Source organism: Burkholderia sp. BCC0097 (assembly GCF_902832985.1).
GTDB classification, from domain to species: domain Bacteria; phylum Pseudomonadota; class Gammaproteobacteria; order Burkholderiales; family Burkholderiaceae; genus Burkholderia; species Burkholderia orbicola.
The window spans coordinates 689,536-713,152 of sequence record NZ_CADFDM010000003.1; the positions used below are offsets into that span (position 1 = coordinate 689,536).

The 23,617-nt window shown below is 67.9% G+C and carries 21 protein-coding genes; 10 read left to right on the forward strand and 11 right to left on the reverse strand.

From position 1 onward, the window contains the following. The first annotated feature begins 9 nt into the window (after positions 1 to 9). From glcE to proC, 4 genes are all read left to right on the forward strand, one after another. Positions 10 to 1,098, forward strand: a complete 1,089-nt coding sequence (glcE, locus tag HWX07_RS12870) for a glycolate oxidase subunit GlcE (RefSeq protein WP_175876491.1) — start codon at positions 10 to 12, stop codon at positions 1,096 to 1,098. A 7-nt stretch (positions 1,099 to 1,105) separates the two neighbouring features. Continuing rightward, complete coding sequence (gene glcF, locus HWX07_RS12875) at positions 1,106 to 2,332, forward strand: glycolate oxidase subunit GlcF (protein WP_175876492.1); 1,227 nt, start codon at positions 1,106 to 1,108, stop codon at positions 2,330 to 2,332. 129 nt (positions 2,333 to 2,461) lie between these two features. Continuing rightward, a complete protein-coding gene (locus tag HWX07_RS12880; protein ID WP_124464381.1) occupies positions 2,462 to 3,160 on the forward strand; it encodes a YggS family pyridoxal phosphate-dependent enzyme in 699 nt (232 codons plus the stop codon). Positions 3,161 to 3,213: 53 nt separating this feature from the next. Then, a complete protein-coding gene (gene proC, locus HWX07_RS12885; RefSeq protein ID WP_012327931.1) occupies positions 3,214 to 4,026 on the forward strand; it encodes a pyrroline-5-carboxylate reductase in 813 nt (270 codons plus the stop codon). Between the two features lie 101 nt (positions 4,027 to 4,127). Here the strand turns inward: proC and ubiA are convergent, their stop codons facing one another. From ubiA to recG, 7 genes are all read right to left on the reverse strand, one after another. Beyond that, on the reverse strand, positions 4,128 to 4,991 hold the full coding sequence (gene ubiA, locus HWX07_RS12890; RefSeq protein WP_175876493.1) for a 4-hydroxybenzoate octaprenyltransferase: 864 nt from the start codon (positions 4,989 to 4,991) through the stop codon (positions 4,128 to 4,130). A gap of 206 nt (positions 4,992 to 5,197) precedes the next feature. Then, positions 5,198 to 5,686 (reverse strand): non-specific DNA-binding protein DpsA, encoded by a 489-nt coding sequence (gene dpsA, locus HWX07_RS12895; RefSeq protein WP_074801211.1) that lies wholly within the window; start codon positions 5,684 to 5,686, stop codon positions 5,198 to 5,200. 119 nt (positions 5,687 to 5,805) lie between these two features. Beyond that, on the reverse strand, positions 5,806 to 5,952 hold the full coding sequence (locus tag HWX07_RS12900; RefSeq protein ID WP_175876494.1) for a hypothetical protein: 147 nt from the start codon (positions 5,950 to 5,952) through the stop codon (positions 5,806 to 5,808). A gap of 110 nt (positions 5,953 to 6,062) precedes the next feature. Beyond that, entirely contained in the window at positions 6,063 to 8,249 is a 2,187-nt protein-coding gene (katG, locus tag HWX07_RS12905; RefSeq protein WP_175876495.1) for a catalase/peroxidase HPI, read from the reverse strand. A gap of 100 nt (positions 8,250 to 8,349) precedes the next feature. Continuing rightward, a complete protein-coding gene (locus HWX07_RS37170; protein WP_264170263.1) occupies positions 8,350 to 8,478 on the reverse strand; it encodes a hypothetical protein in 129 nt (42 codons plus the stop codon). Positions 8,479 to 8,875: 397 nt separating this feature from the next. Then, a complete protein-coding gene (locus tag HWX07_RS12910) occupies positions 8,876 to 9,835 on the reverse strand; it encodes a LysR substrate-binding domain-containing protein (protein WP_006476864.1) in 960 nt (319 codons plus the stop codon). 147 nt (positions 9,836 to 9,982) lie between these two features. Continuing rightward, entirely contained in the window at positions 9,983 to 12,313 is a 2,331-nt protein-coding gene (recG, locus tag HWX07_RS12915; protein WP_175876496.1) for an ATP-dependent DNA helicase RecG, read from the reverse strand. A 167-nt stretch (positions 12,314 to 12,480) separates the two neighbouring features. Between recG and queA the strand changes: the two genes are divergently transcribed. From queA to HWX07_RS12945, 6 genes are all read left to right on the forward strand, one after another. Then, positions 12,481 to 13,548, forward strand: a complete 1,068-nt coding sequence (gene queA, locus HWX07_RS12920) for a tRNA preQ1(34) S-adenosylmethionine ribosyltransferase-isomerase QueA (protein ID WP_175876497.1) — start codon at positions 12,481 to 12,483, stop codon at positions 13,546 to 13,548. Between the two features lie 179 nt (positions 13,549 to 13,727). Continuing rightward, the gene (tgt, locus tag HWX07_RS12925; RefSeq protein WP_175876498.1) at positions 13,728 to 14,915 is read left to right on the forward strand and encodes a tRNA guanosine(34) transglycosylase Tgt; all 1,188 of its coding nucleotides are present in this window, start codon (positions 13,728 to 13,730) and stop codon (positions 14,913 to 14,915) included. Positions 14,916 to 15,137: 222 nt separating this feature from the next. Next, positions 15,138 to 15,461 (forward strand): preprotein translocase subunit YajC, encoded by a 324-nt coding sequence (gene yajC, locus HWX07_RS12930; RefSeq protein WP_006476868.1) that lies wholly within the window; start codon positions 15,138 to 15,140, stop codon positions 15,459 to 15,461. Between the two features lie 106 nt (positions 15,462 to 15,567). Next, positions 15,568 to 17,589: a protein translocase subunit SecD gene (secD, locus tag HWX07_RS12935; RefSeq protein ID WP_175876499.1), complete on the forward strand. Its 2,022-nt coding sequence runs from the start codon at positions 15,568 to 15,570 to the stop codon at positions 17,587 to 17,589. Between the two features lie 18 nt (positions 17,590 to 17,607). Continuing rightward, positions 17,608 to 18,558, forward strand: a complete 951-nt coding sequence (gene secF, locus HWX07_RS12940; protein WP_006476870.1) for a protein translocase subunit SecF — start codon at positions 17,608 to 17,610, stop codon at positions 18,556 to 18,558. A 221-nt stretch (positions 18,559 to 18,779) separates the two neighbouring features. Then, entirely contained in the window at positions 18,780 to 20,324 is a 1,545-nt protein-coding gene (locus HWX07_RS12945) for a S41 family peptidase (RefSeq protein WP_244129975.1), read from the forward strand. Between the two features lie 15 nt (positions 20,325 to 20,339). On the opposite strand, the gene HWX07_RS12950 is transcribed toward HWX07_RS12945, so the two are convergent. From HWX07_RS12950 to HWX07_RS12965, 4 genes are all read right to left on the reverse strand, one after another. Further along, positions 20,340 to 21,617 (reverse strand): MFS transporter, encoded by a 1,278-nt coding sequence (locus tag HWX07_RS12950; RefSeq protein WP_175876500.1) that lies wholly within the window; start codon positions 21,615 to 21,617, stop codon positions 20,340 to 20,342. A gap of 192 nt (positions 21,618 to 21,809) precedes the next feature. After that, a complete protein-coding gene (locus tag HWX07_RS12955) occupies positions 21,810 to 22,391 on the reverse strand; it encodes a YceI family protein (RefSeq protein ID WP_034187441.1) in 582 nt (193 codons plus the stop codon). A gap of 65 nt (positions 22,392 to 22,456) precedes the next feature. After that, positions 22,457 to 23,017: a YceI family protein gene (locus HWX07_RS12960; RefSeq protein WP_175876501.1), complete on the reverse strand. Its 561-nt coding sequence runs from the start codon at positions 23,015 to 23,017 to the stop codon at positions 22,457 to 22,459. Between the two features lie 8 nt (positions 23,018 to 23,025). Continuing rightward, positions 23,026 to 23,586: a cytochrome b gene (locus HWX07_RS12965; RefSeq protein ID WP_175876502.1), complete on the reverse strand. Its 561-nt coding sequence runs from the start codon at positions 23,584 to 23,586 to the stop codon at positions 23,026 to 23,028. Positions 23,587 to 23,617: the final 31 nt, after the last annotated feature.

A 23,617-nucleotide genomic window follows, 5' to 3' on the forward strand; every position in this document is an offset into this window, starting at 1 on the left:
CAACAGGACATGGAAGAGGACGACATCGTCGCCGGATGGGCCGAGCGCATCCGCGCCGCCAGTGCCGACGGCCGGCCGCTGCGGATTCGCGGCGGCGGCACCAAGGACTGGTACGGCCAGGCGCTCGAGGGCGAAATACTCGATACGCGCGCATTTCAGGGCATCGTGTCGTACGACCCGGCCGAACTCGTCGTCACGGCCCGCGCGGGCACGCCGCTCGCGCAACTGGAAACCGTCCTCGCCGAGTGCGGCCAGATGCTGCCGTTCGAGCCGCCGCACTTCGGCCGCACGGCCACCGTCGGCGGCTGCGTCGCGGCCGGCCTCGCGGGCCCGCGCCGCGCCACCTGCGGCGCCCCGCGCGATTTCGTGCTCGGCACCACGCTGATGAACGGCCGCGGCGAAATGCTGCGCTTCGGCGGGCAGGTCGTGAAGAACGTCGCAGGCTACGACGTGTCGCGGCTGATGGCCGGCGCGCTCGGCACGCTCGGGCTGATGCTCGACCTGTCGATCAAGGTGCTGCCGATGCCTGTCGCCGAGGTCACGCTGAAGTTCGAGATGACCGCGACCGACGCGGTGCGCAAGCTCAACGAATGGGGCGGCCATCCGCTGCCGGTCAGCGCGAGCGCGTGGCGTAACGGCACGCTCGTGCTGCGCCTGTCGGGCGCGGAAGCCGCGGTGAAATCCGCGAAAACGCTGCTCGGCGGCGAAGTCGTCGACGCGGTCGAGGCCGAGCGCTTCTGGTCCGGCCTGCGCGAGCATACCGACCCGTTCTTCAACGGCATCCCGCCCGGCTATGCGCTGTGGCGCCTGTCGCTGCCGTCGATCACCGAACCGATGCACCTGCCCGGCACCCAGTTGATGGAATGGGGCGGCGCGCAGCGCTGGTGGATCACCGACGCCGACGCGCAAACCGTGCGCATGAGCGCGAAGCAGGCCGGCGGCCATGCGACGCTGTTCCGCGCGGGCGACACCTACGACCGCAGCGCGGGCGTGTTCACGCCGCTGCCCGCGCCGATGATGAAAATCCACCGCGGACTGAAGAGCGCGTTCGATCCCGCGCGCATCTTCAATCGCGGTCGGCTTTACCCAGAGCTCTGAGGGCTGGATGCAAACGAATCTCGCCGATTTCATCCGCAATACGCCCGACGGCGACGAGGCCGACGCGATCCTGCGCAAATGCGTGCACTGCGGGTTCTGCACCGCGACCTGCCCGACCTATCAACTGCTCGGCGACGAACTCGACGGCCCGCGCGGCCGCATCTACCTGATCAAGCAGATGGTCGAAGGCGCGCCCGTCACGCGCAGCACGCAACAGCATCTCGACCGTTGCCTCACGTGCCGCAGTTGCGAGACGACCTGCCCGTCCGGCGTCCAGTACGGCCGGCTCGTCGAGATCGGGCGCAAGCACGTCGAGGCGCAGGTGGAGCGCCCCGCGCAGCAGCGGCTGATGCGCCGCGTGCTCGCGAGCGTCGTGCCGAACGCGGCGCTGTTCTCGCCGATGATGCGGCTCGGCCAGCACGTGCGGCCACTGCTGCCGAAGCGGCTGCGCGACAAGGTGCCGCCGCGCACGCGGCTGCTCGAATGGCCGCACCGCACGCATCCGCGCAAGATGCTGATGCTCGGCGGCTGCGTGCAGCCGTCGATGCTGCCGAACATCAACATCGCGACCGCGCGCGTGCTCGACGCGCTCGGCATCGAGACGGTCGTCGCGCCCGACGCGGGCTGCTGCGGCGCGATCCGCCTGCACCTGAACTATCACGACGACGCGCTCGACGACGCACGCCGCAACATCGACGCGTGGTGGCCCCACGTCGAACAGGGCGTCGAGGCGATCGTGATGAACGCGTCGGGCTGCGGCGCGACGGTGCTCGAATACGCGCACCTGCTGCGCGACGATCCCGCCTACGCGGAGAAGGCGCAGCGCATCGTGTCGCTGACGCGCGACATCTCCGACGTGCTGCTCGCGTTCGAGGCCGAACTTGCGACGATCGCGCGGCGCCGCGCGATCCATACGGTCGCCTATCACCCGCCGTGCACGCTGCAGCATGGCCAGCAGTCGCGCGGCAAGGTCGAGCGCCTGCTGGAGACGCTCGGCATCGACGTGCGGCTGCCGGCCGACAGCCACCTGTGCTGCGGCTCGGCCGGCACCTACTCGCTGACGCAGCCGTCGCTGTCGTACCGGTTGCGCAAGCAGAAGCTGCTGAAGCTGCAGGCGCTCGAGCCGCAGATGATCGTGTCCGGCAACATCGGCTGCATCGCGCACTTGCAGAGCGGCACGCAGGTGCCGGTCGCCCACTGGGTCCAGCTCGTCGAGCATTTGCTGTACGGCTAGGGCCTGTTCCCGCGTAACGGCCGGGAGCGCGGCGTCCGTATAATGAGCGGATCGATGCGCCGCGTGTCGCGGCGCATCGGCTTCATGCCCGCTTCCCGTGCTGCTTCCGTGCCTGCTTCCGTGCCCGTCATGTCCGATCTCGCCGCCCGCCTCGCCTCCGTTCACCGCCGCATCGCCGACGCCGCCCGCGCGGCCGGCCGCGATCCCGCCACCGTCTCGCTGCTCGCCGTGTCGAAGACGTTCCCGGCCGACGACGTGCGCGCCGCGCATGCGGCCGGGCAGCGCGCGTTCGGCGAGAACTACGTGCAGGAGTCGATCGACAAGATCGACGCGCTCGCCGACCTGCGCGCGAGCCTCGAATGGCATTTCATCGGGCCGCTGCAATCGAACAAGACGCGCCCCGTCGCCGAGCGCTTCGACTGGGTCCATTCGGTCGACCGGCTGAAGATCGCGCAGCGCCTGTCGGAACAGCGCCCCGCGCACCTGCCGCCGCTCAACGTGTGCGTGCAGGTCAACATCAGCGGCGAGGCGTCGAAGAGCGGCGTCGCGCCGGCCGACGTGGCCGAGGTCGCGCGGGCGGTCGCCGCGCTGCCGTCGCTGCGGCTGCGCGGCCTGATGGCGATTCCCGAACCGGCCGACGACACCGATGCGCAACGCGCGCCGCATCGCGCACTGCGCGCGTTGTTCGACACGTTGCGCGCCGACGGCCTGCCGCTCGACACGCTGTCGATGGGCATGTCCGCCGATCTCGACGCGGCCGTGCTCGAAGGCGCGACGATCGTGCGCGTCGGCACCGCGATCTTCGGCGCGCGCGATTACGCGCACTGAACGCCGCGCCCTTTTCCGCCTTTCCGTTCACTCACTCGCTCATTCCCGACATCATGAAAATCGCATTCATCGGCGGCGGCAACATGGCCGCGGCCCTGATCGGCGGCCTGATCAAGCGCGGCGTCGCCGCGGACGGCCTGTATGCCATCGACGTCAACGAAGACGTCCGCGCGCGCGCCGCGCAACAGTTCGGCATCCGGACCGGCGCGGCCATCGACGCGACGCTCGCCGACTACGACGCGATCGTGCTCGCGGTGAAGCCGCAGGTGCTGCACGACGTCGCGCAGGCGCTCGCGCCGCACCTGAAGTCGCAGCTCGTGATCAGCATCGCGGCCGGCATCCGCGGCACGGATCTGGCCCGCTGGCTCGGCGGCTACGCGCGCGTCGTGCGCACGATGCCGAACACGCCCGCGCTGGTCGGCATGGGCGTGACGGGCCTGGCCGCGCTGCCGGGCGTCGACGCCGCCGGCCGCGAACTCGCGTCGAGCGTGCTCGGCGCGGTCGGCGAGATCGTGTGGTTCGACGACGAAGCGCAGCTCGACGCGGTCACCGCGATTTCGGGCAGCGGCCCTGCGTACGTGTTCTATTTCATCGAAGCGCTGCAGGAAGCCGCGCGCCGCCTCGGCATGAACGACGAGCAGGGCCGCGCGCTCGCCGTCGCGACGTTCACCGGCGCCGCGCAACTCGCCGCGCAGTCGGGCGAACCGGCGAGCGTGCTGCGCGAACGCGTGACGTCGAAGGGCGGCACGACGGCCGCCGCGCTCGCGGCGTTCGACGCGCAGGGCGTGAAGGAAGCGATCGTGCGCGGCGCCCTCGCGGCCGAAGCGCGCGCGAAGGAAATGGGCGACGAGCTCGGCCGCGCGTAAGCGTGACGGCGGCGCCGGTCGTGCCGGCGCGAGACGTAAAAAAAGCGACCGTCAGGTCGCTTTTTCGTTGGCGCCGCGCGCAAGCACGCGCGGTGTGCCGTTCAGTTGCCGGCCAGCAGGTAATGCGCGGCAATCCCCGCGAACAGCACGCCGCCGAGCCAGTTGTTGTGGCGGAACGCCGCGAAGCACGGCATCCGTTCGCGATCCTTGATCAGCGTGTAGTGATAGAGCGCGCAGCCGACCGCCGCCGCCCAGCCCGCCCAGTACGCGAGGCCGAAGCCGAGCGTCACGCCGATCCACACGTAGATGCCGAGCGTCACCGCGTAGCACGCCATCACGGCCGCGACGTCGAAACGGCCGAACGTCAGCGCGGACGTGCGGATGCCGATCTTGATGTCGTCGTCGCGATCGACCATCGCGTATTCGGTGTCGTACGCGACCGACCAGAAGATGTTCGCGACCAGCATCACCCACGCCAGCATCGGCACCGTGTCCTGCACGGCCGCGAACGCCATCGGGATGCCGAAGCCGAACGCGATGCCCAGATACGCCTGCGGAATCGCGAAGAAGCGCTTCATGAACGGGTAGGAGCCGGCGACGAACAGCGCGACGACGGACAATTCCTTCGTCAGCGTATTGAGCGGCAGGATCAGCAGGAACGCGATGAACGACAGCCCGACCGCGATCGCGACGGCTTCCCATGCGCGGATCTTGCCCGATGTAAGCGGCCGGTCGGCCGTGCGCTTCACGTGGCGGTCGAAATCGCGGTCGGCGTAGTCGTTCATCGCGCAGCCGGCCGAGCGCATCAGCAGCGTGCCGAGCGTGAAGATCACGAGCAGCGGCCAGCGCGGGTGGCCGTCCGACGCGATCCACAGCGCGTTGAGCGTCGGCCACAGCAGCAGCAGGCTGCCGATCGGCTTGTCCATCCGGACGAGCCGCAGATACAGGGGAAAGCGGGCAAGCATGGCGAAGCACCGGGAAGAGAATCCCGGCATTTTAGAGCCGAGCGGTGCTTCGCGTCATGTCGGCGCGACCCTCAGCCGGCGGCCGCGGCGGGCCGGCGGGCCGCCGCAGCCCGCTATGCTCGGCCGGCAGCGACGTGCATTAATCAGGGGACAGATTCAGTGCCGCCGCCAATCGGGCCGGCCTGCCGTCCCCGGCCGCACCGGGCTTACGCGAGCAGCGACCGCAACATCCATGCGGTCTTTTCATGCGTCTGCAGGCGCTGCGTCAGCAGGTCGGCGGTCGGCTCGTCGCTCGCCGCATCGGCGATCGGGAAGATTTCGCGCGCGGTGCGCACGACCGTCTCGTGCCCTTCGACGAGCTGGCGGATCATCTCCTCGGCGGCCGGCACGCCCTTCGCTTCCTGCACCGACGACAGTTTCGCGAATTCGCCGAACGTACCGGGCGCGACGACGCCCAGCGTGCGAATGCGCTCGGCGACGGAATCGACCGCGAGCCATAGCTCGTTGTACTGCTCCTCGAACATCAGGTGCAACGTGTTGAACATCGGTCCGGTCACGTTCCAGTGGAAATTGTGGGTCTTCAGGTACAGCGAAAACGTATCGGCGAGCAGGCGCGACAGGCCGTCCGCGATGTTCTTGCGGTCCTTGTCGCTGATACCGATGTTGATCTGCGTGGCGTTGCCTTTCTTGGCCATCTTCGGGACTCCTCATTCGAAATGTTGAACCGGCGAAAATGTGTCCAGCAATCCGCATGCCGCGCCGTGCGGCATCCGTTCGCGACTCGCCAGTCTAGCGCCGCGAATCCATCGTCGCACTACGCGAGCGCGTGCAGCGCCTGCGAGACCAGCTCCACCGCCCCGCCGACGACGATCGCGAAGCCGACGGCGTAGCGCGCCAGCTCGCCCGGCGAGCGCAGAATGGGCGATGCGGCCGCGCGCATGTCGAGCATCATTTGCGTCATGGTCGTCACTCCTTTGACAAGACATCGTTCAGAGAAGAAACGGCCGGTCGCTGGACCGGCCGTTTTACGTTACTGCGTTACTGCATCACCGCGCCGGGATCCGGCCCGGTTCATGCGAGGTCGAAGCGGTCGAGGTTCATCACCTTGTTCCAGGCGGCGACGAAGTCGCGCACGAACTTCTCCTGCGCATCCGCGCTGCCGTACACCTCGGCCAGCGCGCGCAACTGCGAGTGCGAGCCGAAGATCAGGTCGACGCGCGTGCCGGTCCACTTGACTGCGCCCGTCGCACGATCGCGCCCTTCGAACACGTCGTTCGCGGCCGACACCGGCTTCCACTCCGTGCCCATGTCGAGCAGGTTCGCGAAGAAGTCGTTCGACAGCGTGCCCGGACGGGCGGTGAACACCCCGTGCTTCGAGTCGCCGACGTTCGCGCCGAGCACGCGCAGGCCGCCGACCAGCACGGTCATCTCCGGCGCCGTCAACGTCAGCAGTTGGGCCTTGTCGACCAGCAGCGCCTCGGCCGGCGTCTTGTACGCGCTCTTCAGGTAGTTGCGGAACCCGTCCGCCACCGGCTCGAGCACGGCCATCGCGTCGACGTCGGTTTCTTCCTGCGACGCATCCATCCGGCCCGGCGCGAACGGCACCGTGATCGCGATACCCGCGTTCTTCGCCGCCTGCTCGACGCCGGCCGCACCGGCCAGCACGATCAGGTCGGCCAGCGACACCTTCTTGCCGTCCGTCTGCGCATCGTTGAACGCCTTCTGCACGCCTTCGAGCGTTTCGAGCACCGCCGCGAGCGCCGCCGGCTGGTTCACTTCCCAGTCTTTCTGCGGCGCGAGGCGGATGCGCGCACCGTTCGCGCCGCCGCGCTTGTCCGAGCCGCGGAACGTCGCCGCCGATGCCCATGCGGTCGACACGAGCTGCGACACCGTCAGGCCGCTGGCCAGCACCTTCGCCTTCAGCGCGGCGACGTCCGCGTCGTCGATCAGCGGGTGATCGACGGCCGGGATCGGGTCCTGCCACAGCAGGTGTTCAGCCGGCACTTCCGGGCCGAGATAGCGCGCACGCGGACCCATGTCGCGGTGCGTGAGCTTGAACCAGGCACGCGCAAACGCGTCGGCGAACTCGGCCGGGTTCTCGTAGAAGCGGCGCGAGATCTTTTCGTAGGCCGGGTCGAAGCGCAGCGACAGGTCGGTCGTCAGCATCGTCGGACGATGCTTCTTCGACGCGTCGTACGCATCGGGAATCACCTCGTCCGCGTCCTTCGCGACCCACTGGTGCGCGCCGGCCGGGCTCTTCGTGAGCTCCCACTCGTAGCTGAACAGGTGCTTGAAGAAGTCGTTGCTCCACTTCGTCGGCGTCGAGGTCCACGTGACTTCGAGGCCGCTCGTGATCGTGTCCTTGCCCTTGCCCGTGCCGAACGTGCTCTTCCAGCCGAGACCCTGCTGCTCGATGCCCGCGGCTTCCGGCTCGGGGCCGACGTTCGACGCCGGGCCGGCGCCGTGCGTCTTGCCGAACGTGTGGCCGCCCGCGATCAGCGCGACCGTTTCCTCGTCGTTCATCGCCATCCGCGCGAACGTCTCGCGGATGTCGTGCGCGGCGGCGACCGGATCAGGGTTGCCGTCCGGGCCTTCCGGGTTCACGTAGATCAGGCCCATCTGCACCGCGGCGAGCGGGCTTTCGAGCTCGCGCTTGCCCGTGTAGCGGCTGTTCGGGCCGCCGCGCAGTTCCAGCCAGATCTTTTCCGAGCCCCAGTAGACGTCGTCCGGTTCCCACGTGTCGGCACGGCCGCCCGCATAGCCGAACGTCTTGAAGCCCATCGATTCGAGCGCGACGTTGCCGGTCAGGATCAGCAGGTCGGCCCACGAGATGTTGCGGCCGTACTTCTGCTTGATCGGCCACAGCAGGCGGCGCGCCTTGTCGAGGCTGACGTTGTCCGGCCAGCTGTTGAGCGGCGCGAAGCGCTGCTGCCCGCCGCCCGCGCCGCCGCGGCCGTCGGCCGTGCGGTACGTGCCGGCGCTATGCCATGCCATGCGCACGAACAGGCCGCCGTAGTGGCCGAAGTCGGCCGGCCACCAGTCCTGCGACGTCGTCATCAGCGCGTGCAGGTCCTGCTTCACCGCGGCGAGATCCAGCTTCTTGAACGCCTCGGCGTAGTCGAAATCCGGGTCCATCGGATCGGACAGCGCCGAATGCCGATGCAGGACGTTGAGGTTCAGCTGATTCGGCCACCAGTCCTTGTTCGTCGTGCCGCTGCCTGCGGTGTGGTTGAACGGGCACTTCGTTTCGTTCGACATGCTTTTTCTCCTTTACTTGCTCGTAGGCCCCCACGTGCCGGGCGCGGTTCGTGGAGCATTGCGGGGGTAAGAAACGGAACAGGCGGGTCCTCCTGTCGTACTACGGGACGTCGTGCGCGGCGATCGGCACGCGTTCCCGCTGCGACGCGCCGCAGGGGGGGCGCTCGGGGAAGCGGCGGCCGGCGGTCGTCGTACCGGCGAGGCGGGTGGTTTTGCGTGTATCGGACATGCAATGCTCCCTCATGGCTCGACGGCAGGTGAATCGGGGGAACACAGGACCGGTGCGGCGGCACTCACCCGCCATACACACGGTCCGCCAAGTACGCGAACGCAATCGGACGCAGGCTGCGAACCGCCGCCCTGGCGCGATGTACGACCGTATCGCGCGACGGGACGTTCCGCTGCGCGTGCTGCAATACCGACCGCATCATGACATCCTCCTTTGACGCTTGCATTCATCGTGCATCCCGCACGTCGACTCGACGCCGATCCATGTAGAGGATTCTATCTATATCTATCAATTATTTGAATTTGATAAATTTCATCTATGCGATAGGAAAAAATAAACGGGGTCGCAAGACCCCGTTCATCACGCTGCCACGTGTACATACGCGGCCCCGTCAGTGTCAGTTCATCGTGGCCGGCATGTCGAGCTTCGCGACGCCCGGCAGCTCGCATGCGGCAATCGCGTCGCTGATCGCGTCGATCGCGGGCATCCGCGTGAAGCTCTTGCGCCATACCAGCACCACGCGGCGATCGGGCACCGGCTCGTTGAACGGCACGTACGACAGCAGCTCGGCATCCGGGCCGTTCGCGCGCGGGCCGACTTCGGCGACCGACATCCGCGGCAGCACGGTGATGCCGACGCCGCTCGCGACCATGTGGCGAATGGTTTCGAGCGACGAGCCCTCGAAGGTCTTCTGGATGCCGTCGGCCGTCTGCGAGAAGCGCATCAGTTCCGGACACACGCCGAGCACGTGATCGCGGAAGCAGTGACCGTTGCCGAGCAGCAGCATGGTTTCCTGCTTCAGGTCCTCGGCGTCGATTTCGTCGCGCTTCTCCCACGGATGGCCGGCCGGCAGCGCGACGACGAACGGCTCGTCGTACAGCGGCCGCACCATCAGGCCGGTTTCGGGGAACGGCAGCGCCATGATCGCGGCGTCGATCTCGCCCTGCTTCAGCAGTTCGAGCAGCTTCAGCGTGTAGTTCTCCTGCAGCATCAGCGGCATCTGCGGAACACGCTGGATCATCTGCTTGACGAGCGTCGGCAGCAGGTACGGCCCGATCGTGTAGATCACGCCGAGGCGGAACGGGCCGACGAGCGGGTCCTTGCCCTGCTTCGCGATCTCCTTGATCGCGAAGGTCTGCTCGAGCACGCGCTGCGCCTGGGTCACGATCTGGTCGCCGATCGGCGTCACGCTCACTTCGCTCGCGCCGCGCTCGAAAATCTGCACGTTGAGCTCGTCCTCGAGCTTCTTGATCGCCACCGACAGCGTCGGCTGGCTCACGAAGCATGCTTCGGCCGCGCGGCCGAAATGCCGCTCGCGCGCAACCGCGACGATGTATTTCAATTCAGTCAGCGTCATTGTGGGTCAATCAGAGATATACAGGCGATAGGTTTAATTTATACACCTGTTGGCACCGGTTCGCCAAGTTTCTCTGCATCGGGATGCGTCGATTGGCGTCGAATTGGCGTCGACTGGCGGCTTTCGATCCGGCCCCGAGCCGGTCGATCAGGCCTTCAGATACTGTTCGCGCGCACCGAGCCAGCGCGCGAGATGCTGCGTGACGACCTCGGGGTACGCGGCAATCAGCCGCGCCGCGGCCTCGCGGGCCGGGTCGATCAGCCAGCCGTCGGTCTCGAGGTTCGCAAAGCGCAGCATCGCCGCCCCCGACTGGCGCGCGCCGAGGAATTCGCCGGGGCCGCGGATTTCGAGGTCGCGCCGGGCGATCTCAAAGCCGTCGGTCGTCTCGCGCATCGTCTTCAGCCGCTCGCGGCCGGTGAGCGACAGCGGCCCGGTATACAGCAGCACGCACACCGACGCCGCGGTACCGCGCCCGACCCGGCCGCGCAACTGGTGCAACTGCGCGAGGCCGAAGCGCTCCGCGTGCTCGATCACCATCAGCGACGCGTTCGGCACGTCGACGCCGACCTCGATCACCGTCGTCGCGACCAGCAGCTGCACTTCGTTGCGCGTGAACGCCTCCATCACGGCCGCCTTGTCGGCCGGCGACAGCCGGCCGTGCACGAGCCCCACCTTCAGTTCGGGCAACGCCGCGGCGAGCGTCTCGTAGGTTTCGACGGCCGTCTGCAGCTGCAGCGTCTCGCTCTCCTCGATCAGCGGGCACACCCAGTACACCTGACGCCCGGTCAGCGCGGCCTCGCGCACGCGGGCGATCACTTCTTCGCGCCGCGCGTCGCCGACGAGGCGCGTCAGCACCGGCGTGCGGCCGGGCGGCAACTCGTCGATCGTCGACACCTCGAGATCGGCGTAGTACGTCATCGCGAGCGTGCGCGGGATCGGCGTGGCCGACATCATCAGCTGGTGCGGCTGAAAGTCGCGTGCGCCGTTGGCGGTGTTCGCGGCCTTCGCGCGCAGCGCGAGACGCTGCTCGACGCCGAAGCGGTGCTGCTCGTCGACGATCACGAGGCCGAGCCGCGCGAATTCGACCGTGTCCTGGATGATCGCGTGCGTGCCGATCACGAGTTGCGCGGTGCCGAGCGCGGCCGCCTCGATCGCCGCGCGTTTCTCCTTCGCCTTCAGGCTGCCCGCGAGCCACGCGACCGTGACGCCGAGCGGCTCGAGCCACGCGCGCAGCTTGCGCGCATGCTGTTCCGCGAGGATTTCGGTGGGCGCCATCAGCGCGGCCTGGTAGCCGGCGTCGATCGCCTGCGTGGCGGCCAGCGCCGCGACGACCGTCTTGCCGCTGCCGACGTCGCCCTGCAGCAGCCGCTGCATCGGATGCGCGAGCGTGAGGTCGTGCGCGATCTCGTCGACGACGCGCGCCTGCGCGCCCGTCAGCGTGAACGGCAGCGCCGCGTACAGGCGCGTGGTCAGCGCGTCGGCATCGCTCGCCGCGCGGCGCGGCATCGCGGGCGCGGCGCGCGTGCGGCGCTCTTCGTGCGCGCGCTTCAGCGACAACTGCTGCGCGAGCAGTTCCTCGAACTTGATGCGCGTCCACGCCGGGTGCGAGCCGTCCATCAGCGCCGCTTCGTCGGAATCGACGCGCGGGTGATGCAGGATGCGCACCGCCTGTTCGAGCGTCGGCACGTCGAGCGGCTTCAGGTAATCGCGCTGGATCTCGGGCGGCAGCAGTTCGGGCAGCGGCGTGCGCTCGACCGCGTTCTCGATCGCCTTGCGCAGGTAGGCCTGCGACACGCCGGCCGTGCTCGGGTAGACGGGCGTGAGCACCTGCGGCAGCGGCGCATCGGCTTCGACGACGCGCACGGCCGGATGCACCATCTCCATCCCGAAGAAGCCGCCGCGCACGTCGCCGCGCACGCGCAGCCGCTGGCCGACGGCCATCTGCTTGACCTGCGATCCGTAGAAGTTCAGGAAGCGCAGCACGAGCTGCTCGCCGTCGTCGTCCTGGATCTTCACGACGAGCTGGCGGCGCGGCCGGTACGCGACCTCGTTGTCGAACACGACGCCTTCGGTCTGCGCGATGCCGCCCGGCAGCAACTCGCCGATCGGCGTGAGCGTGGTTTCGTCCTCGTAGCGCATCGGCAGATGCAGCACGAGATCGATCGAACGCGTGAGGCCGAGCTTCGCGAGCTTGTCGGCGGTTTTCACGGGCTTGTCGGCGGCCGGCTTCTTCTTGCGCTTCGTGCCGGATGCGCCGGGTGCGCCGGCTTCGTCGCCGTCCGCGCCCGGTTCGACGCCGGGCGCGGCGGCCGCGGGCTGCGCGAGCCGGCCGTCGGCGCCGCGCTTCGGGCCGGCGCGGCGCGCGCCGGCGCCCGACGCGGACGGCGCGGGCGACGTGGGCGCGGCGGCATCGTCCGCGTCGAACGGATCGGCGGAATCGGCAACGGCAGCGGGGGAACGGCGTGGTGACACAGGCATCGGATCGTCTGGGTGCTTCGCAAGGCAAGTACAATAGCGGCTTTCACGTCGTCCGAACGAACGACGCCGGCCAGGCCGCGCATCCCGTCATCATAGCGGCTCGCGCGCCCCGATTACGCGTTTCCGCCCTGCCGGCGACGCCCGCCGGCCGCTTCGAACCAGCCCGCATGTTCACGCTTTCCGATTTCGATTTCAATCTGCCGCCCGAGCTGATTGCCCAAACCGCGCTGCCCGATCGCACCGCGAGCCGCCTGCTCGAGGTCGACGGCAGCGTCGCGCCCGCACGCCTCGTCGACCGCCATTTCGCCGAGCTGCCGTCGTGCATCGCGCCCGGCGACCTGCTCGTGTTCAACGATACCAAGGTGCTGAAGGCGCGTTTCTTCGGCCAGAAGGCCAGCGGCGGCAAGATCGAGGTGCTGATCGAGCGCGTGATCGGCACGCACACGGCGCTCGCGCAGATCCGCGCGAGCAAGTCGCCGGGCGCCGGCACGACGCTGCGCCTGGCCGATGCGTTCGACGTGACGGTCGGCGAGCGCGTCGAGCCGTTCTTCACGCTGCACTTTCCCGCGCCGTGCCTCGACCTGATCGAGCAGCACGGCCGGCTGCCGCTGCCGCCGTATATCGAGCACGACGCCGATGCGACCGACGAGACGCGCTACCAGACCGTCTATGCGAGCAACCCGGGCGCGGTCGCCGCGCCCACGGCCGGGCTCCATTTCGACCAGCCGCTGCTGGAGAAACTCGACGCGATGGGCGTCGAGCGCGCGACGCTGACGCTGCACGTCGGCGCCGGCACGTTCCAGCCGGTGCGCGTCGAGAACATCGCCGAACACAAGATGCACAGCGAGTGGTACGACCTGCCGCAGTCGCTGGTCGACAAGATCGCCGCGACCCGCGCGCGCGGCGGCAACGTGATCGCGGTCGGCACGACGTCGATGCGCGCGCTCGAAGCCGCGGCGCGCAGCGCCGACGAAGCCGGCCGCCCGCTCGCGGCGACGCAGGCCGAAACCGACATCTTCATCACGCCCGGCTACCGTTTCCGCGTGGTCGACCGGCTCGTCACGAATTTCCACCTGCCGAAGTCGACGCTGCTGATGCTGGTGTCCGCGTTCGCGGGCGTCGAGACGATCCGCGCCGCGTACCGGCACGCGATCGAGGAACGCTACCGGTTCTTCAGCTACGGCGACGCGATGCTGCTCACGCGGCGCGACACGCCGGAGGCGTCGGGCGCGTAAGCGCAGTCGACGGCCTCGGCTCGATGCGCACGATGGCCGGCGCGTCGCACTGCCGCCGTGCCGTTTTTTACGTTGTGCGCGCTACGCTGGCGCGCACCCGCTTTTCCCCGCCGCCGATTTCCCGGGCGGCGTTTCCAACATGCGCCGGACTGTTTTCCGGTAGCAAGGAGCACGACACGATGACCGAAGGTTCATCCCACGATCCGCACGCCCCCGTGCAGGACCGCCCGGCCAACGGGCTCGAATTCGAATTGCTGACGACCGACGGCCACGCGCGCCGCGGCCGCGTGAAGCTCAACCACGGCACGGTCGAGACGCCGATCTTCATGCCGGTCGGCACGTACGGCACCGTGAAGGCGATCCAGCCGCGCGAGCTGCACGAGATCAAGGCCCAGATCATCCTCGGCAACACGTTCCACCTGTGGCTGCGCCCGGGCCTCGACACGATCGACGCGCACGGCGGCCTGCACGGTTTCATGGGCTGGAACAAGCCGATCCTGACCGATTCGGGCGGCTTCCAGGTGTTCTCGCTCGGCGACCTGCGCAAGATCACCGAGGACGGCGTCACGTTCGCGTCGCCGATCAACGGCGACAAGCTGTTCCTGTCGCCGGAAGTATCGATGCAGATCCAGAAGGTGCTGAACTCGGACATCGTGATGCAGTTCGACGAGTGCACGCCGTACGCGACCAACGGCGTGCCGACGACGCACCAGGAAGCGGCCGACTCGATGCGCATGTCGCTGCGCTGGGCGAAGCGCTCGCTCGACGAATTCGACCGGCTCGGCAACCCGAACGCGCTGTTCGGGATCGTCCAGGGCGGGATGTTCGAGGACCTGCGCGACGAATCGCTCGCGGGCCTCGCGGAACTCGGCTTCCACGGTCTCGCGATCGGCGGGCTGTCGGTGGGCGAGCCGAAGGAAGACATGATGCGCGTGCTGCGGCACGTGGGCCCGAAGCTGCCGGCCAACAAGCCGCACTACCTGATGGGCGTGGGCACGCCGGAGGATCTGGTCGAGGGCGTCGCGAACGGCATCGACATGTTCGACTGCGTGATGCCGACCCGCAACGCACGCAACGGCTGGCTCTTCACGCGCTTCGGCGACGTGAAGATCCGCAACGCGACGCACAAGAACTCGCTGAAGCCGCTCGATTCGACCTGCACCTGCTACACGTGCCAGAACTTCTCGCGCGGCTACCTGCATCACCTGCACCGGGTCGGCGAAATCCTCGGCGCGCAACTGAACACGATCCACAACCTGCACTACTACCTGCAGTTGATGAGCGAGATTCGCGACGCGATCGAAACGCATACCTTCGACGCATTCCGCCAGCGCTTCGCGGAGGATCGCGCGAGAGGGGTCGACTGACGGGCGGGACGCACCGCCGAATAGGACAAGTACTAAATAATGCGTCCCAAGTGCCGGTCACGACCGCCAAACATTACAATTGCCTTTCCAAACAAGTCGCAACGGTATCGGTTCGTGCTTTAACAGCTTGATCCGAAAGCGCATTTGCCGATCCGTTCGCGCATGGGGCCGGTGGTAGAATAACCGGCTTATTTTTCGATCTTCCCCTACGGAGAGACCAACGTGCCGTTCATTTCCAATGCCTTCGCGCAAGGCGCCGGTGGCGCCGAATCGAGCCTGATGAGCTTCCTGCCGCTCATCCTGATGTTCGCGGTGCTGTACTTCATCATGATCCGTCCGCAGATGAAGCGTCAGAAGGAACACCGCAACATGCTCGCGGCCATGGCGAAGGGCGACGAAGTCGTCACGAGCGGCGGCCTCGTCGGCAAGGTGACGAAGGTCACCGAAGGCTACATCGGCGTCGAAATCGCCGAAGGCACCGAAATCACCGTGCAGAAGGCTGCCGTCACGACCATTCTGCCGAAGGGCACGATCAAGTCGCTGTAAGGCTTTCACCGAGCGTCCGGCTCCCCGCGCCGTGCCCGCCTGAGAGAGCGGGCCGCCGCGGCGCCGGACGCGACGCTTTCACGCCAACCACCCGTTCGGCCCCCTCATGAATCGTTATCCACTCTGGAAATATGTCGTGATGGTCGTGGCGCTCGCCATCGGCCTTCTGTACACATTGCCCAACTTCTTCGGCGAAGCGCCGGCGGTGCAGGTGTCGAGCGGCAAGGCCACGGTCAAGCTCGACTCGACCACGCTGACCCAGGTCGAATCGGCACTCGCGTCCGCGCAGATCAAGCCGGACGACGTCACCTTCGAGAACACGGCGACCAGCGCGAACATCCGCGTGCGCCTGAAGGACACCGATACGCAGCTGCGCGTCAAGGACCTGCTGCAGAAGTCGCTGAATGCCGACCCGAACGATCCGCAGTACGTCGTCGCACTGAACCTGCAGAGCGCGTCGCCGCGCTGGCTGACCGCCCTGCACGCGCTGCCGATGTATCTCGGCCTCGACCTGCGCGGCGGGGTGCACTTCCTGCTCCAGGTCGACATGACGGGCGCGCTCACGAAGAAGCTCGACTCCGACGCCTCCGACGCGCGCTCGCTGCTGCGCGACAAGAACATCCGCGACGGCGGCGTGAGCCGCGTCGAGCAGTCCGTGGTCGTCAACTTCAGCGATGCGCAGACGGCGGAAGACGCCCGCAAGGTGCTCGCCGCGTCGATCACCGAGCTGCAATGGGCGACCCAGCCCGGCGGCGGCGGCACGCAAGTCGTCGGCACCTTCACGCCGGCCGTGCAGAAGTCGGTCGAGGACGCCGCGCTCAAGCAGAACCTGACGACGCTCCACAACCGTGTGAACGAACTCGGCGTGTCCGAGCCGATCCTGCAGCAGCAAGGCAGCGACCGCATCGTCGTCGAACTGCCGGGCGTGCAGGACACCGCGAAGGCGAAGGACATCATCGGTCGCACCGCGACGCTCGAGGCGCGCCTGGCCGACCCGATCAACACGCACCCGAACCCGAACGACCCCGTGCCCCCGGGCGAGGAGCTGTTTACGCAAGGCAACCAGGCGCCCGTGCTGCTGAAGAAGGACGTGATCTTCACCGGCGACCGCATCATCGACGCCTCGGCCGGCTTCGACGAACACCAGCGTCCGTCGGTCAACATCCGCCTCGATTCGGCGGGCGGCCGCGCGGTGCGCACGGTGTCGCGCGACAACATCGGCAAGCCGATGGCGATGGTGCTGTTCGAGAAGGGCAAGGGCGAAGTGCTGACGGTCGCGACGATCCAGTCCGAACTCGGCGACCGCTTCCAGATCACGGGCCAGCCGACGCCGCAGGCCGCGGCCGATCTCGCGCTGCTGCTGCGCGCCGGCTCGCTCGCCGCGCCGATGGACATCATCGAGGAACGCACGATCGGCCCGAGCCTCGGCGCCGACAACATCAAGATGGGCGTGCACTCGGTGATCTGGGGCTTCTGCGCGATCGCCGTGTTCATGGTCGCGTACTACATGCTGTTCGGCGTGGTGTCGGTGATCGGGCTGTCGGTGAACCTGCTGCTGCTCGTCGCCGTGCTGTCGCTGATGCAGGCGACGCTGACGCTGCCCGGTATCGCGGCCATCGCGCTCGCGCTGGGTATGGCAATCGACTCGAACGTGCTGATCAACGAGCGCGTGCGTGAAGAACTGCGTGCCGGCCAGCCGCCGCAGCTCGCGATCCAGGCCGGCTACGCGCATGCGTGGGCGACGATTCTCGACTCGAACGTCACGACGCTGATCGCCGGCCTCGCGCTGCTTGCGTTCGGTTCGGGCCCGGTTCGCGCGTTCGCGATCGTGCACTGCCTCGGCATCCTGACGTCGATGTTCTCCGCGGTGTTCTTCTCGCGCGGGCTCGTCAACCTCTGGTACGGCGGCCGCAAGAAGCTGAAGTCGCTCGCGATCGGCCAGGTGTGGAAGCCGGAAGGCGCCGCTGCCGCCGCGTCGTTCACCGACGAGGACGAATCGACCGACACCGCGCGCGCCGCGAAGCTCGCCGCCCCGGCGAAGGGCAACGCGCCGCGCGCCGGCAAGCCTCAGTTGCGCAACCGCGCGCAGCAAGGCGTGTCGCCGAAGAAACCGGGCTCGACCCAATAAGGCCCCGGAGACGAAGCCATGGAATTTTTCCGCATCCGTAAAGACATTCCGTTCATGCGGCACGCGCTGGTGTTCAACGTGATCTCGCTGGTCACGTTCCTCGCCGCCGTGTTCTTCCTGTTCCACCGCGGGCTGCACCTGTCCGTCGAATTCACCGGCGGGACGGTGATCGAGGTGCAGTACCAGCAGGCCGCGGAGCTCGAGCCCGTGCGCGCGACGCTCGGCAAGCTCGGCTACGCCGACGCGCAGGTGCAGAACTTCGGCACGTCGCGCAACGTGCTGATCCGCCTGCAGCTGAAGGAAGGCCTCACGTCCGCGCAGCAGAGCGACCAGGTGATGGGCGCGCTGAAGGCGCAGAGCCCGGACGTCACGCTGCAGCGCGTCGAGTTCGTCGGCCCGCAGGTGGGCCGCGAGCTCGCGACCGACGGTCTGCTCGCGCTCGCGTGCGTCGTGATCGGCATCGTGATCTACCTGTCGTTCCGCTTCGAATGGAAGTACGCGGTGGCGGGCATCATCGCCAACCTGCACGACGTCGTGATCATTCTCGGCTTCTTCGCGTTCTTCCAGTGGGAGTTCTCGCTGGCGGTGCTCGCGGCGATCCTCGCGGTGCTCGGCTACTCGGTCAACGAGTCGGTCGTCATCTTCGACCGGATCCGCGAGACGTTCCGCCGCGAACGCAAGATGAGCGTGCAGGAAGTGATCAACCACGCGATCACGACCACGATGTCGCGCACGATCATCACGCACACGTCGACGGAAATGATGGTGCTGTCGATGTTCTTCTTCGGCGGCCCGACGCTGCACTACTTCGCGCTCGCGCTGACGGTCGGCATCATGTTCGGCATCTACTCGTCGGTGTTCGTCGCGGGCTCGCTCGCGATGTGGCTCGGCATCAAGCGCGAAGACCTGGTCAAGGAAAAGAAGACCGCGCACGATCCGGACGATCCGAACGCGGGCGCGCAGGTTTAAGCGCCACGCCGTTTCGGCATCGAAGCAAAGCCGGCCCGTCTGGGTCGGCTTTTTTTATGTGCGGGTCGCCGCCGGGCGGTACGCAAACGGCTCGATCGGCGCCGCCGCGGGTGTCGGCTACAATCGTCACCGCCCTGCCCCGTCGCATGCCGGCCGCGCGCCGGCCGGGCAAACCCCTCCCTCGCCATCCGTCCGAACGTGCGGTCCCGATGATGCTTCCCATGCGTGTCGTTCGTCGCCTCGCCGCCTGCGCAGCCGTCGCGGCCGCGTTCCCGTATGCGTCGCTCGTCGGTGCGCAACCGGCATCCGCGCCGCCCGCCGCTTCGCCGCCTGCCGTTGCACCTGCCGCCGCTTCACTGCCCGCCACCCAGCCACCGTCGCCCTGCCCGCCCGACTGGGAACCGCAGCTCTGCGAACTCAAAGCGGCCGTCGAAGTGCTGAAGCGGCAACATCTGACCGACGTCGACATCGGCGCGCTGCTCGACGCCGCGACCCACGAAGGCATCAAGACGCTGCCGTACGCGCGCTTCTTCAACGCGAAGGAAGAGCAGGAACGGCGCGACGACGAGCGGCGCGCACGCGACGGCACGCCGGGCATCGGCATCGTGTTCGAGACGCGGCCCGACGGGCTGCACATCATCGACGTGATTCCCGATGCGCCGGCCGAAAAGGCCGGTGTGCGGCCCGACGATCTCGTCGTCGCGATGAACGACAGGAGCGTCGTCGGCATCGACGGCGGCGAGTTGATGAAGCTCGCGAAGGGCGACACGGGCGTGCCGCTGAAACTCACGGTGCAGCGCGGCCCGCAGCATGCGGTGCTGACCTTCGCGCCCGTGCGCGCGATCGTCAAGCCGCATCCGGCGACCGCGAAGCGGCTCGACGGCGACATCCTGTACACGCGGCTGTCGAGCTTTCCGGAGCCGGCGGTCGGCGACTATATCGACGCGGTGCAGACCGCGCGCCGCGCGGGCCCGCCGGTGAAGCAGATGATCCTCGACCTGCGCATCAACGGCGGCGGCGCGCTCAATGCGGCGATCGGCATCACCGCGCTGTTCGCGGGACGCGACCGCACCGCGATGGTGACGGTCGAGCGCGGCGACACGCACCGCCGCCGCTACACGACCAACTGGCCCGACTACGAACTGCCCGTCATGCACGGCCAGGACCCGCTCGCGCCGCTACAGGCCGACGACTGGTGGCGCACCGTACCGCTCGTGGTGCTCGTCGACGGCCAGAGCGCGTCGGCCGCCGAAGCGACCGCGGCGGCGCTGAAGGATCTCGGCCGCGCGACACTGCTCGGCATGCCGACCTATGGGAAAGGGCTCGCGCAGACGGGCGTCGACCTGCTCGACGGCACGCGCCTGAATTTCACGTTCGCGCGCAACCTGCGGCCGAGCGGCTGCCCGATGGACGGTTACGGCGTCGTGCCGGACTGGCTCGTGCCGCCGCGCCGCGATGCGGACGTCGACGGCGTGCTGCTGTGGTACCGGGAAGTCGATCTCGCCCGCGCGCCCTATGCCGACCGGCAGGCGCCCGACCCGTTCGCGCAGGTGCGCAAGGCCCGCCAGAAGCTGCGCGAAGCGCGCGTGCGCGCAAAGGTCGATACGGCGAGAAGCGCGGCGCTGCCGCAGCGCGCATTCGGCACGGCGGCCGACTGGCAGCTCCGTCAGGCGCTCAATGCCCTCGCCGGCCGCCCGGTGCAGACCATCGCCGCGCCCGCGCAACTGATGCCGGCGCAGCCGGTCTGCGAGCGCGGCGGCAACTGACGCGCGGCCCGCCCCTCACCGAAACCCGAACCGCCGCCGCAGCACGACCAGCGCCGCGAGGCTCAGCACGGCCGCGAACATCAGATAGAAGCTCGGCGCGGTCTTCATCCCGGTCTCGCGGATCAGCCACGCGATGATGAACGGCCCGAAGCCGCCGAAGATCGTCACCGCGACGTTATACGCGAGCGACATCCCGGTCGTGCGCGTCTGCACCGGAAACACCTCGGACAACAGGCCCGGCAGCGCCGCGAAGTAACCGGTCATCAGGAACGCGAGCAGCACCTGCAGCGCGATCAGCGTGCCGAAGCCCGGATGCGCGACGAGATACGCGAACGCCGGATAGATCAGCACGAGGATGCCGACGGCCGGCGCGATCATCACGCGCACGCGGCCGTAGCGATCCGACCAGTGGCCGACGAGCGGCGCGAACGCCATCTGGATCACGCCGACCACGAGGATCGCGGCGAATGCGGCGGAAGGCGCGAGGCCGAGCTGCTTCACGCCGTAGGTCGGCATGAACAGCACGAGATAGGTGGCGACGGTGCCGAGCACGACCACGCCCATGGCGGCGACGAGGCGCACCTTGTGCGACGCGAACGTATCGCGCAGCGGGTTCGCGGTGCCTTCGGCCGCGAGGAATTCGGGCGTCTCGTCGACCTTGGTGCGGATGTAGTACGCGACGGGCCCGAGCAGCAGCCCGAAGAAGAACGGCACGCGCCAGCCCCACGACGCCATCTGGTCGGCCGTAAGCTGCGCGTTCAGCACGGTGCCGAAGCCCGCGGCGAGCAGTGTCGTGAGCCCCTGGCTCGCGACCTGCCAGCTCGCGAAGAAGCCGCGCCGGCCCGGCACGTGCTCGGCGAGGAACGCGGTCGCGCTGCCGAACTCGCCGCCGGCCGAGAAGCCCTGCATCAGCCGCGCGGCGACGAGGATCACCGGCGCGGCGACGCCGATCGTCCCGTAGGTCGGCAGCACCGCGATGATCAGCGTGCCGGCCATCATCAGCAGGATCGACAGCGTGAGCGCGGCCTTGCGACCCGCGCGGTCGGCATACGCGCCGAGCACGATCGCGCCGAGCGGGCGCATGAAGAACGACACGCCAAACGTGCCGAGCGTGAGCAGCAGCGACACGGTGTCGTTGCCGGCCGGGAAGAAAAGCTTCGAGATCGTCACCGCGAAAAAGCCGTAGACGACGAGATCGAACCACTCGAGCGCGTTGCCGATCGACGCGGCGACCACCGCGCGCCACACGCGCGGCGACGAGGCAATGGAGCTGGACTGCGTGACGGCATGCATCGGCGATCTCCTTGTCGTTGTACGTTCTGTTCGAGGCGGCCGCCGTCGCGCCGTCGGCCTGCCCGGCGCCGCATGGCCACATGCGGCGCTCGGGCGATTATAGGCGCGCAAAAAAAACCGCCGCGCCCCGGTCACGGGAGCGCGGCGGTTTGCCCGCGGGGCCGGCGCGAGCGCCGGCCCCGCCGGGGAGTCTTACTGCTGCTTGACCGCTTCGGCCGTGATCAACAGCTTCGTCTTCATCTTGAAGCCGTACTGCTTGCCGTAGTCGAGGCCGAAGTCGTCGCGGCTGAATTCGCCGACCGCGTCGACGCCGCACACTTCACGCTTGAGCATCGGGTGCGGCATGCACTTGAACGAATCGATCTTCAGCGTGAGCGGCTTCGTGACGCCGTGCAGCGTCAGGTTGCCGACCACCGACACCGGCTTGTCGCCGTCGAACTTGATCGTGCCCTTGTAGTTCGCCTGCGGGAACTTCGCCACATCGAAGAACTCGGCCGTCTGCAGGTGCTCGTCGAGCTTCGCGCTGCCCGTGTGGATCGACGCGATGTCGGTCGTCACGTCGACCGTGCCCGTCTTCGCCGCGCGATCGAGCGTCACGGTGCCGCTCGACTTGTCGAACTTGCCGCGCCAGACCGACAGGCCGCCGAAGTGGTCGGCCTCGAAGCTCGGGTACGTGTGGCTCGGATCGAACTGGTAGGTTGCGCTTTCGGCGAAGGCCGAGAACGACAGCGAAGCGGCCAGCGCGCCGGCAGCGATGATCAGATGCTTTTTCAAACTTTTTCTCCTGGAAACGGCGCCGCGCCCTCGCGCGGCATTCAGTTGAGGCGGCAACCTGCCGCTTACTTCGTGGCGACGAGATGGAACTTGATCTGCACTTCGTCCGCGACGACCGACGTGTCCTTCCATTCGCCGGTGCCGACGTTGAAGGTCGAACGCTTGATCGGCAGCACGCCGTCGAACGTCTGCGTCGCGCCGTTCTGCGCGACCGTGACGGGCACCGTGACGGTCTCGGCCTTGCCCTTGATCGTCAGCTTGCCGGTCACGTTGTACTTGTTGCCGCCGGCCGGCGCGATCGCCGACGACACGAAGGTCGCCTGCGGGTAGGTCTTCGCGTCGAACCAGTCCTTGCCGGCGACCTGGTCGTTGTACATCTTGTCGCCGAGGTCGAAGCTCGCGACGTCGATCGTCATTTGCGCGCTGCCCTGCGCGGCTTTCGCCGGGTCGAACTTCACCTGCGCGGAAAACTTCTTGAACGCGCCTTCGGTCGGCACGTTCATCTGCTTCGACACGGCGGACACCTTGCTCTTCGCGAGATCGACGTCGGCATGCGCCGCGCCCGTCGCGACGAGCGCCGCCGCGGCGAACGCGGTCAGCATGGAGCGGGAGAAAGACACTTTCATGGGATCCTTCATTTGGCAAAGGGAAGCATGCGCGACAGCAGGCCGTCGCGGTCCAACAGCTGATGCTTGAGCGCCGCGAGCACGTGCATCGCAACGAGCGCAAGCAGAATGTAATTCAAGGAGACGTGCAGCGTCTTGAAGGTTTCCTTGAGCGCCGGATCGGGGTCGATCAGGCGCGGCAGCGGCACGATGCCGAGATAGACGACCGGAATGTTCGACGCCGAGCTGTACAGGTAGCCCGTCACCGGGATCGCGATCATCAGCAAGTACAGCAACATGTGCACGCCGTGCGACGCCGCGCGCTGCCACGCCGGCGTGCCGCCCGGCAGCGGCGGCGGCACGTGGGTCGCACGCCAGAGCACGCGCACGACGGCCAGCGCGAACACCGTCACGCCGATCCACTTGTGCCACGAGAAGTACTTCAGCTTGGTCGGCGTGAAGCCGGGAATGTCCGTCATCACCCAGCCGAGCGCGAAACCGCAGATGATCAGCAGCGCGATCAGCCAGTGCAGTGCGATCGCGGTGTGCGCGTAGCGTGCCGGCACGGCCGGCGGCGATTTCGATGCCATCTTGGATTCCTCAGTTCAGCGAACGGCCGCG

Coding starts and splice junctions, on each gene's coding strand:
- glcE (WP_175876491.1), top strand. CDS start 10: ATGGAAGAGGACGACATCGTCGCCGGATGGGCCGAGCGCATCCGCGCC.
- glcF (WP_175876492.1), top strand. CDS start 1,106: ATGCAAACGAATCTCGCCGATTTCATCCGCAATACGCCCGACGGCGAC.
- HWX07_RS12880 (WP_124464381.1), top strand. CDS start 2,462: ATGTCCGATCTCGCCGCCCGCCTCGCCTCCGTTCACCGCCGCATCGCC.
- proC (WP_012327931.1), top strand. CDS start 3,214: ATGAAAATCGCATTCATCGGCGGCGGCAACATGGCCGCGGCCCTGATC.
- ubiA (WP_175876493.1), bottom strand. CDS start 4,991: ATGCTTGCCCGCTTTCCCCTGTATCTGCGGCTCGTCCGGATGGACAAG.
- dpsA (WP_074801211.1), bottom strand. CDS start 5,686: ATGGCCAAGAAAGGCAACGCCACGCAGATCAACATCGGTATCAGCGAC.
- HWX07_RS12900 (WP_175876494.1), bottom strand. CDS start 5,952: ATGACGCAAATGATGCTCGACATGCGCGCGGCCGCATCGCCCATTCTG.
- katG (WP_175876495.1), bottom strand. CDS start 8,249: ATGTCGAACGAAACGAAGTGCCCGTTCAACCACACCGCAGGCAGCGGC.
- HWX07_RS37170 (WP_264170263.1), bottom strand. CDS start 8,478: ATGTCCGATACACGCAAAACCACCCGCCTCGCCGGTACGACGACCGCC.
- HWX07_RS12910 (WP_006476864.1), bottom strand. CDS start 9,835: ATGACGCTGACTGAATTGAAATACATCGTCGCGGTTGCGCGCGAGCGG.
- recG (WP_175876496.1), bottom strand. CDS start 12,313: ATGCCTGTGTCACCACGCCGTTCCCCCGCTGCCGTTGCCGATTCCGCC.
- queA (WP_175876497.1), top strand. CDS start 12,481: ATGTTCACGCTTTCCGATTTCGATTTCAATCTGCCGCCCGAGCTGATT.
- tgt (WP_175876498.1), top strand. CDS start 13,728: ATGACCGAAGGTTCATCCCACGATCCGCACGCCCCCGTGCAGGACCGC.
- secD (WP_175876499.1), top strand. CDS start 15,568: ATGAATCGTTATCCACTCTGGAAATATGTCGTGATGGTCGTGGCGCTC.
- secF (WP_006476870.1), top strand. CDS start 17,608: ATGGAATTTTTCCGCATCCGTAAAGACATTCCGTTCATGCGGCACGCG.
- HWX07_RS12945 (WP_244129975.1), top strand. CDS start 18,780: ATGCGTGTCGTTCGTCGCCTCGCCGCCTGCGCAGCCGTCGCGGCCGCG.
- HWX07_RS12950 (WP_175876500.1), bottom strand. CDS start 21,617: ATGCATGCCGTCACGCAGTCCAGCTCCATTGCCTCGTCGCCGCGCGTG.
- HWX07_RS12960 (WP_175876501.1), bottom strand. CDS start 23,017: ATGAAAGTGTCTTTCTCCCGCTCCATGCTGACCGCGTTCGCCGCGGCG.
- HWX07_RS12965 (WP_175876502.1), bottom strand. CDS start 23,586: ATGGCATCGAAATCGCCGCCGGCCGTGCCGGCACGCTACGCGCACACC.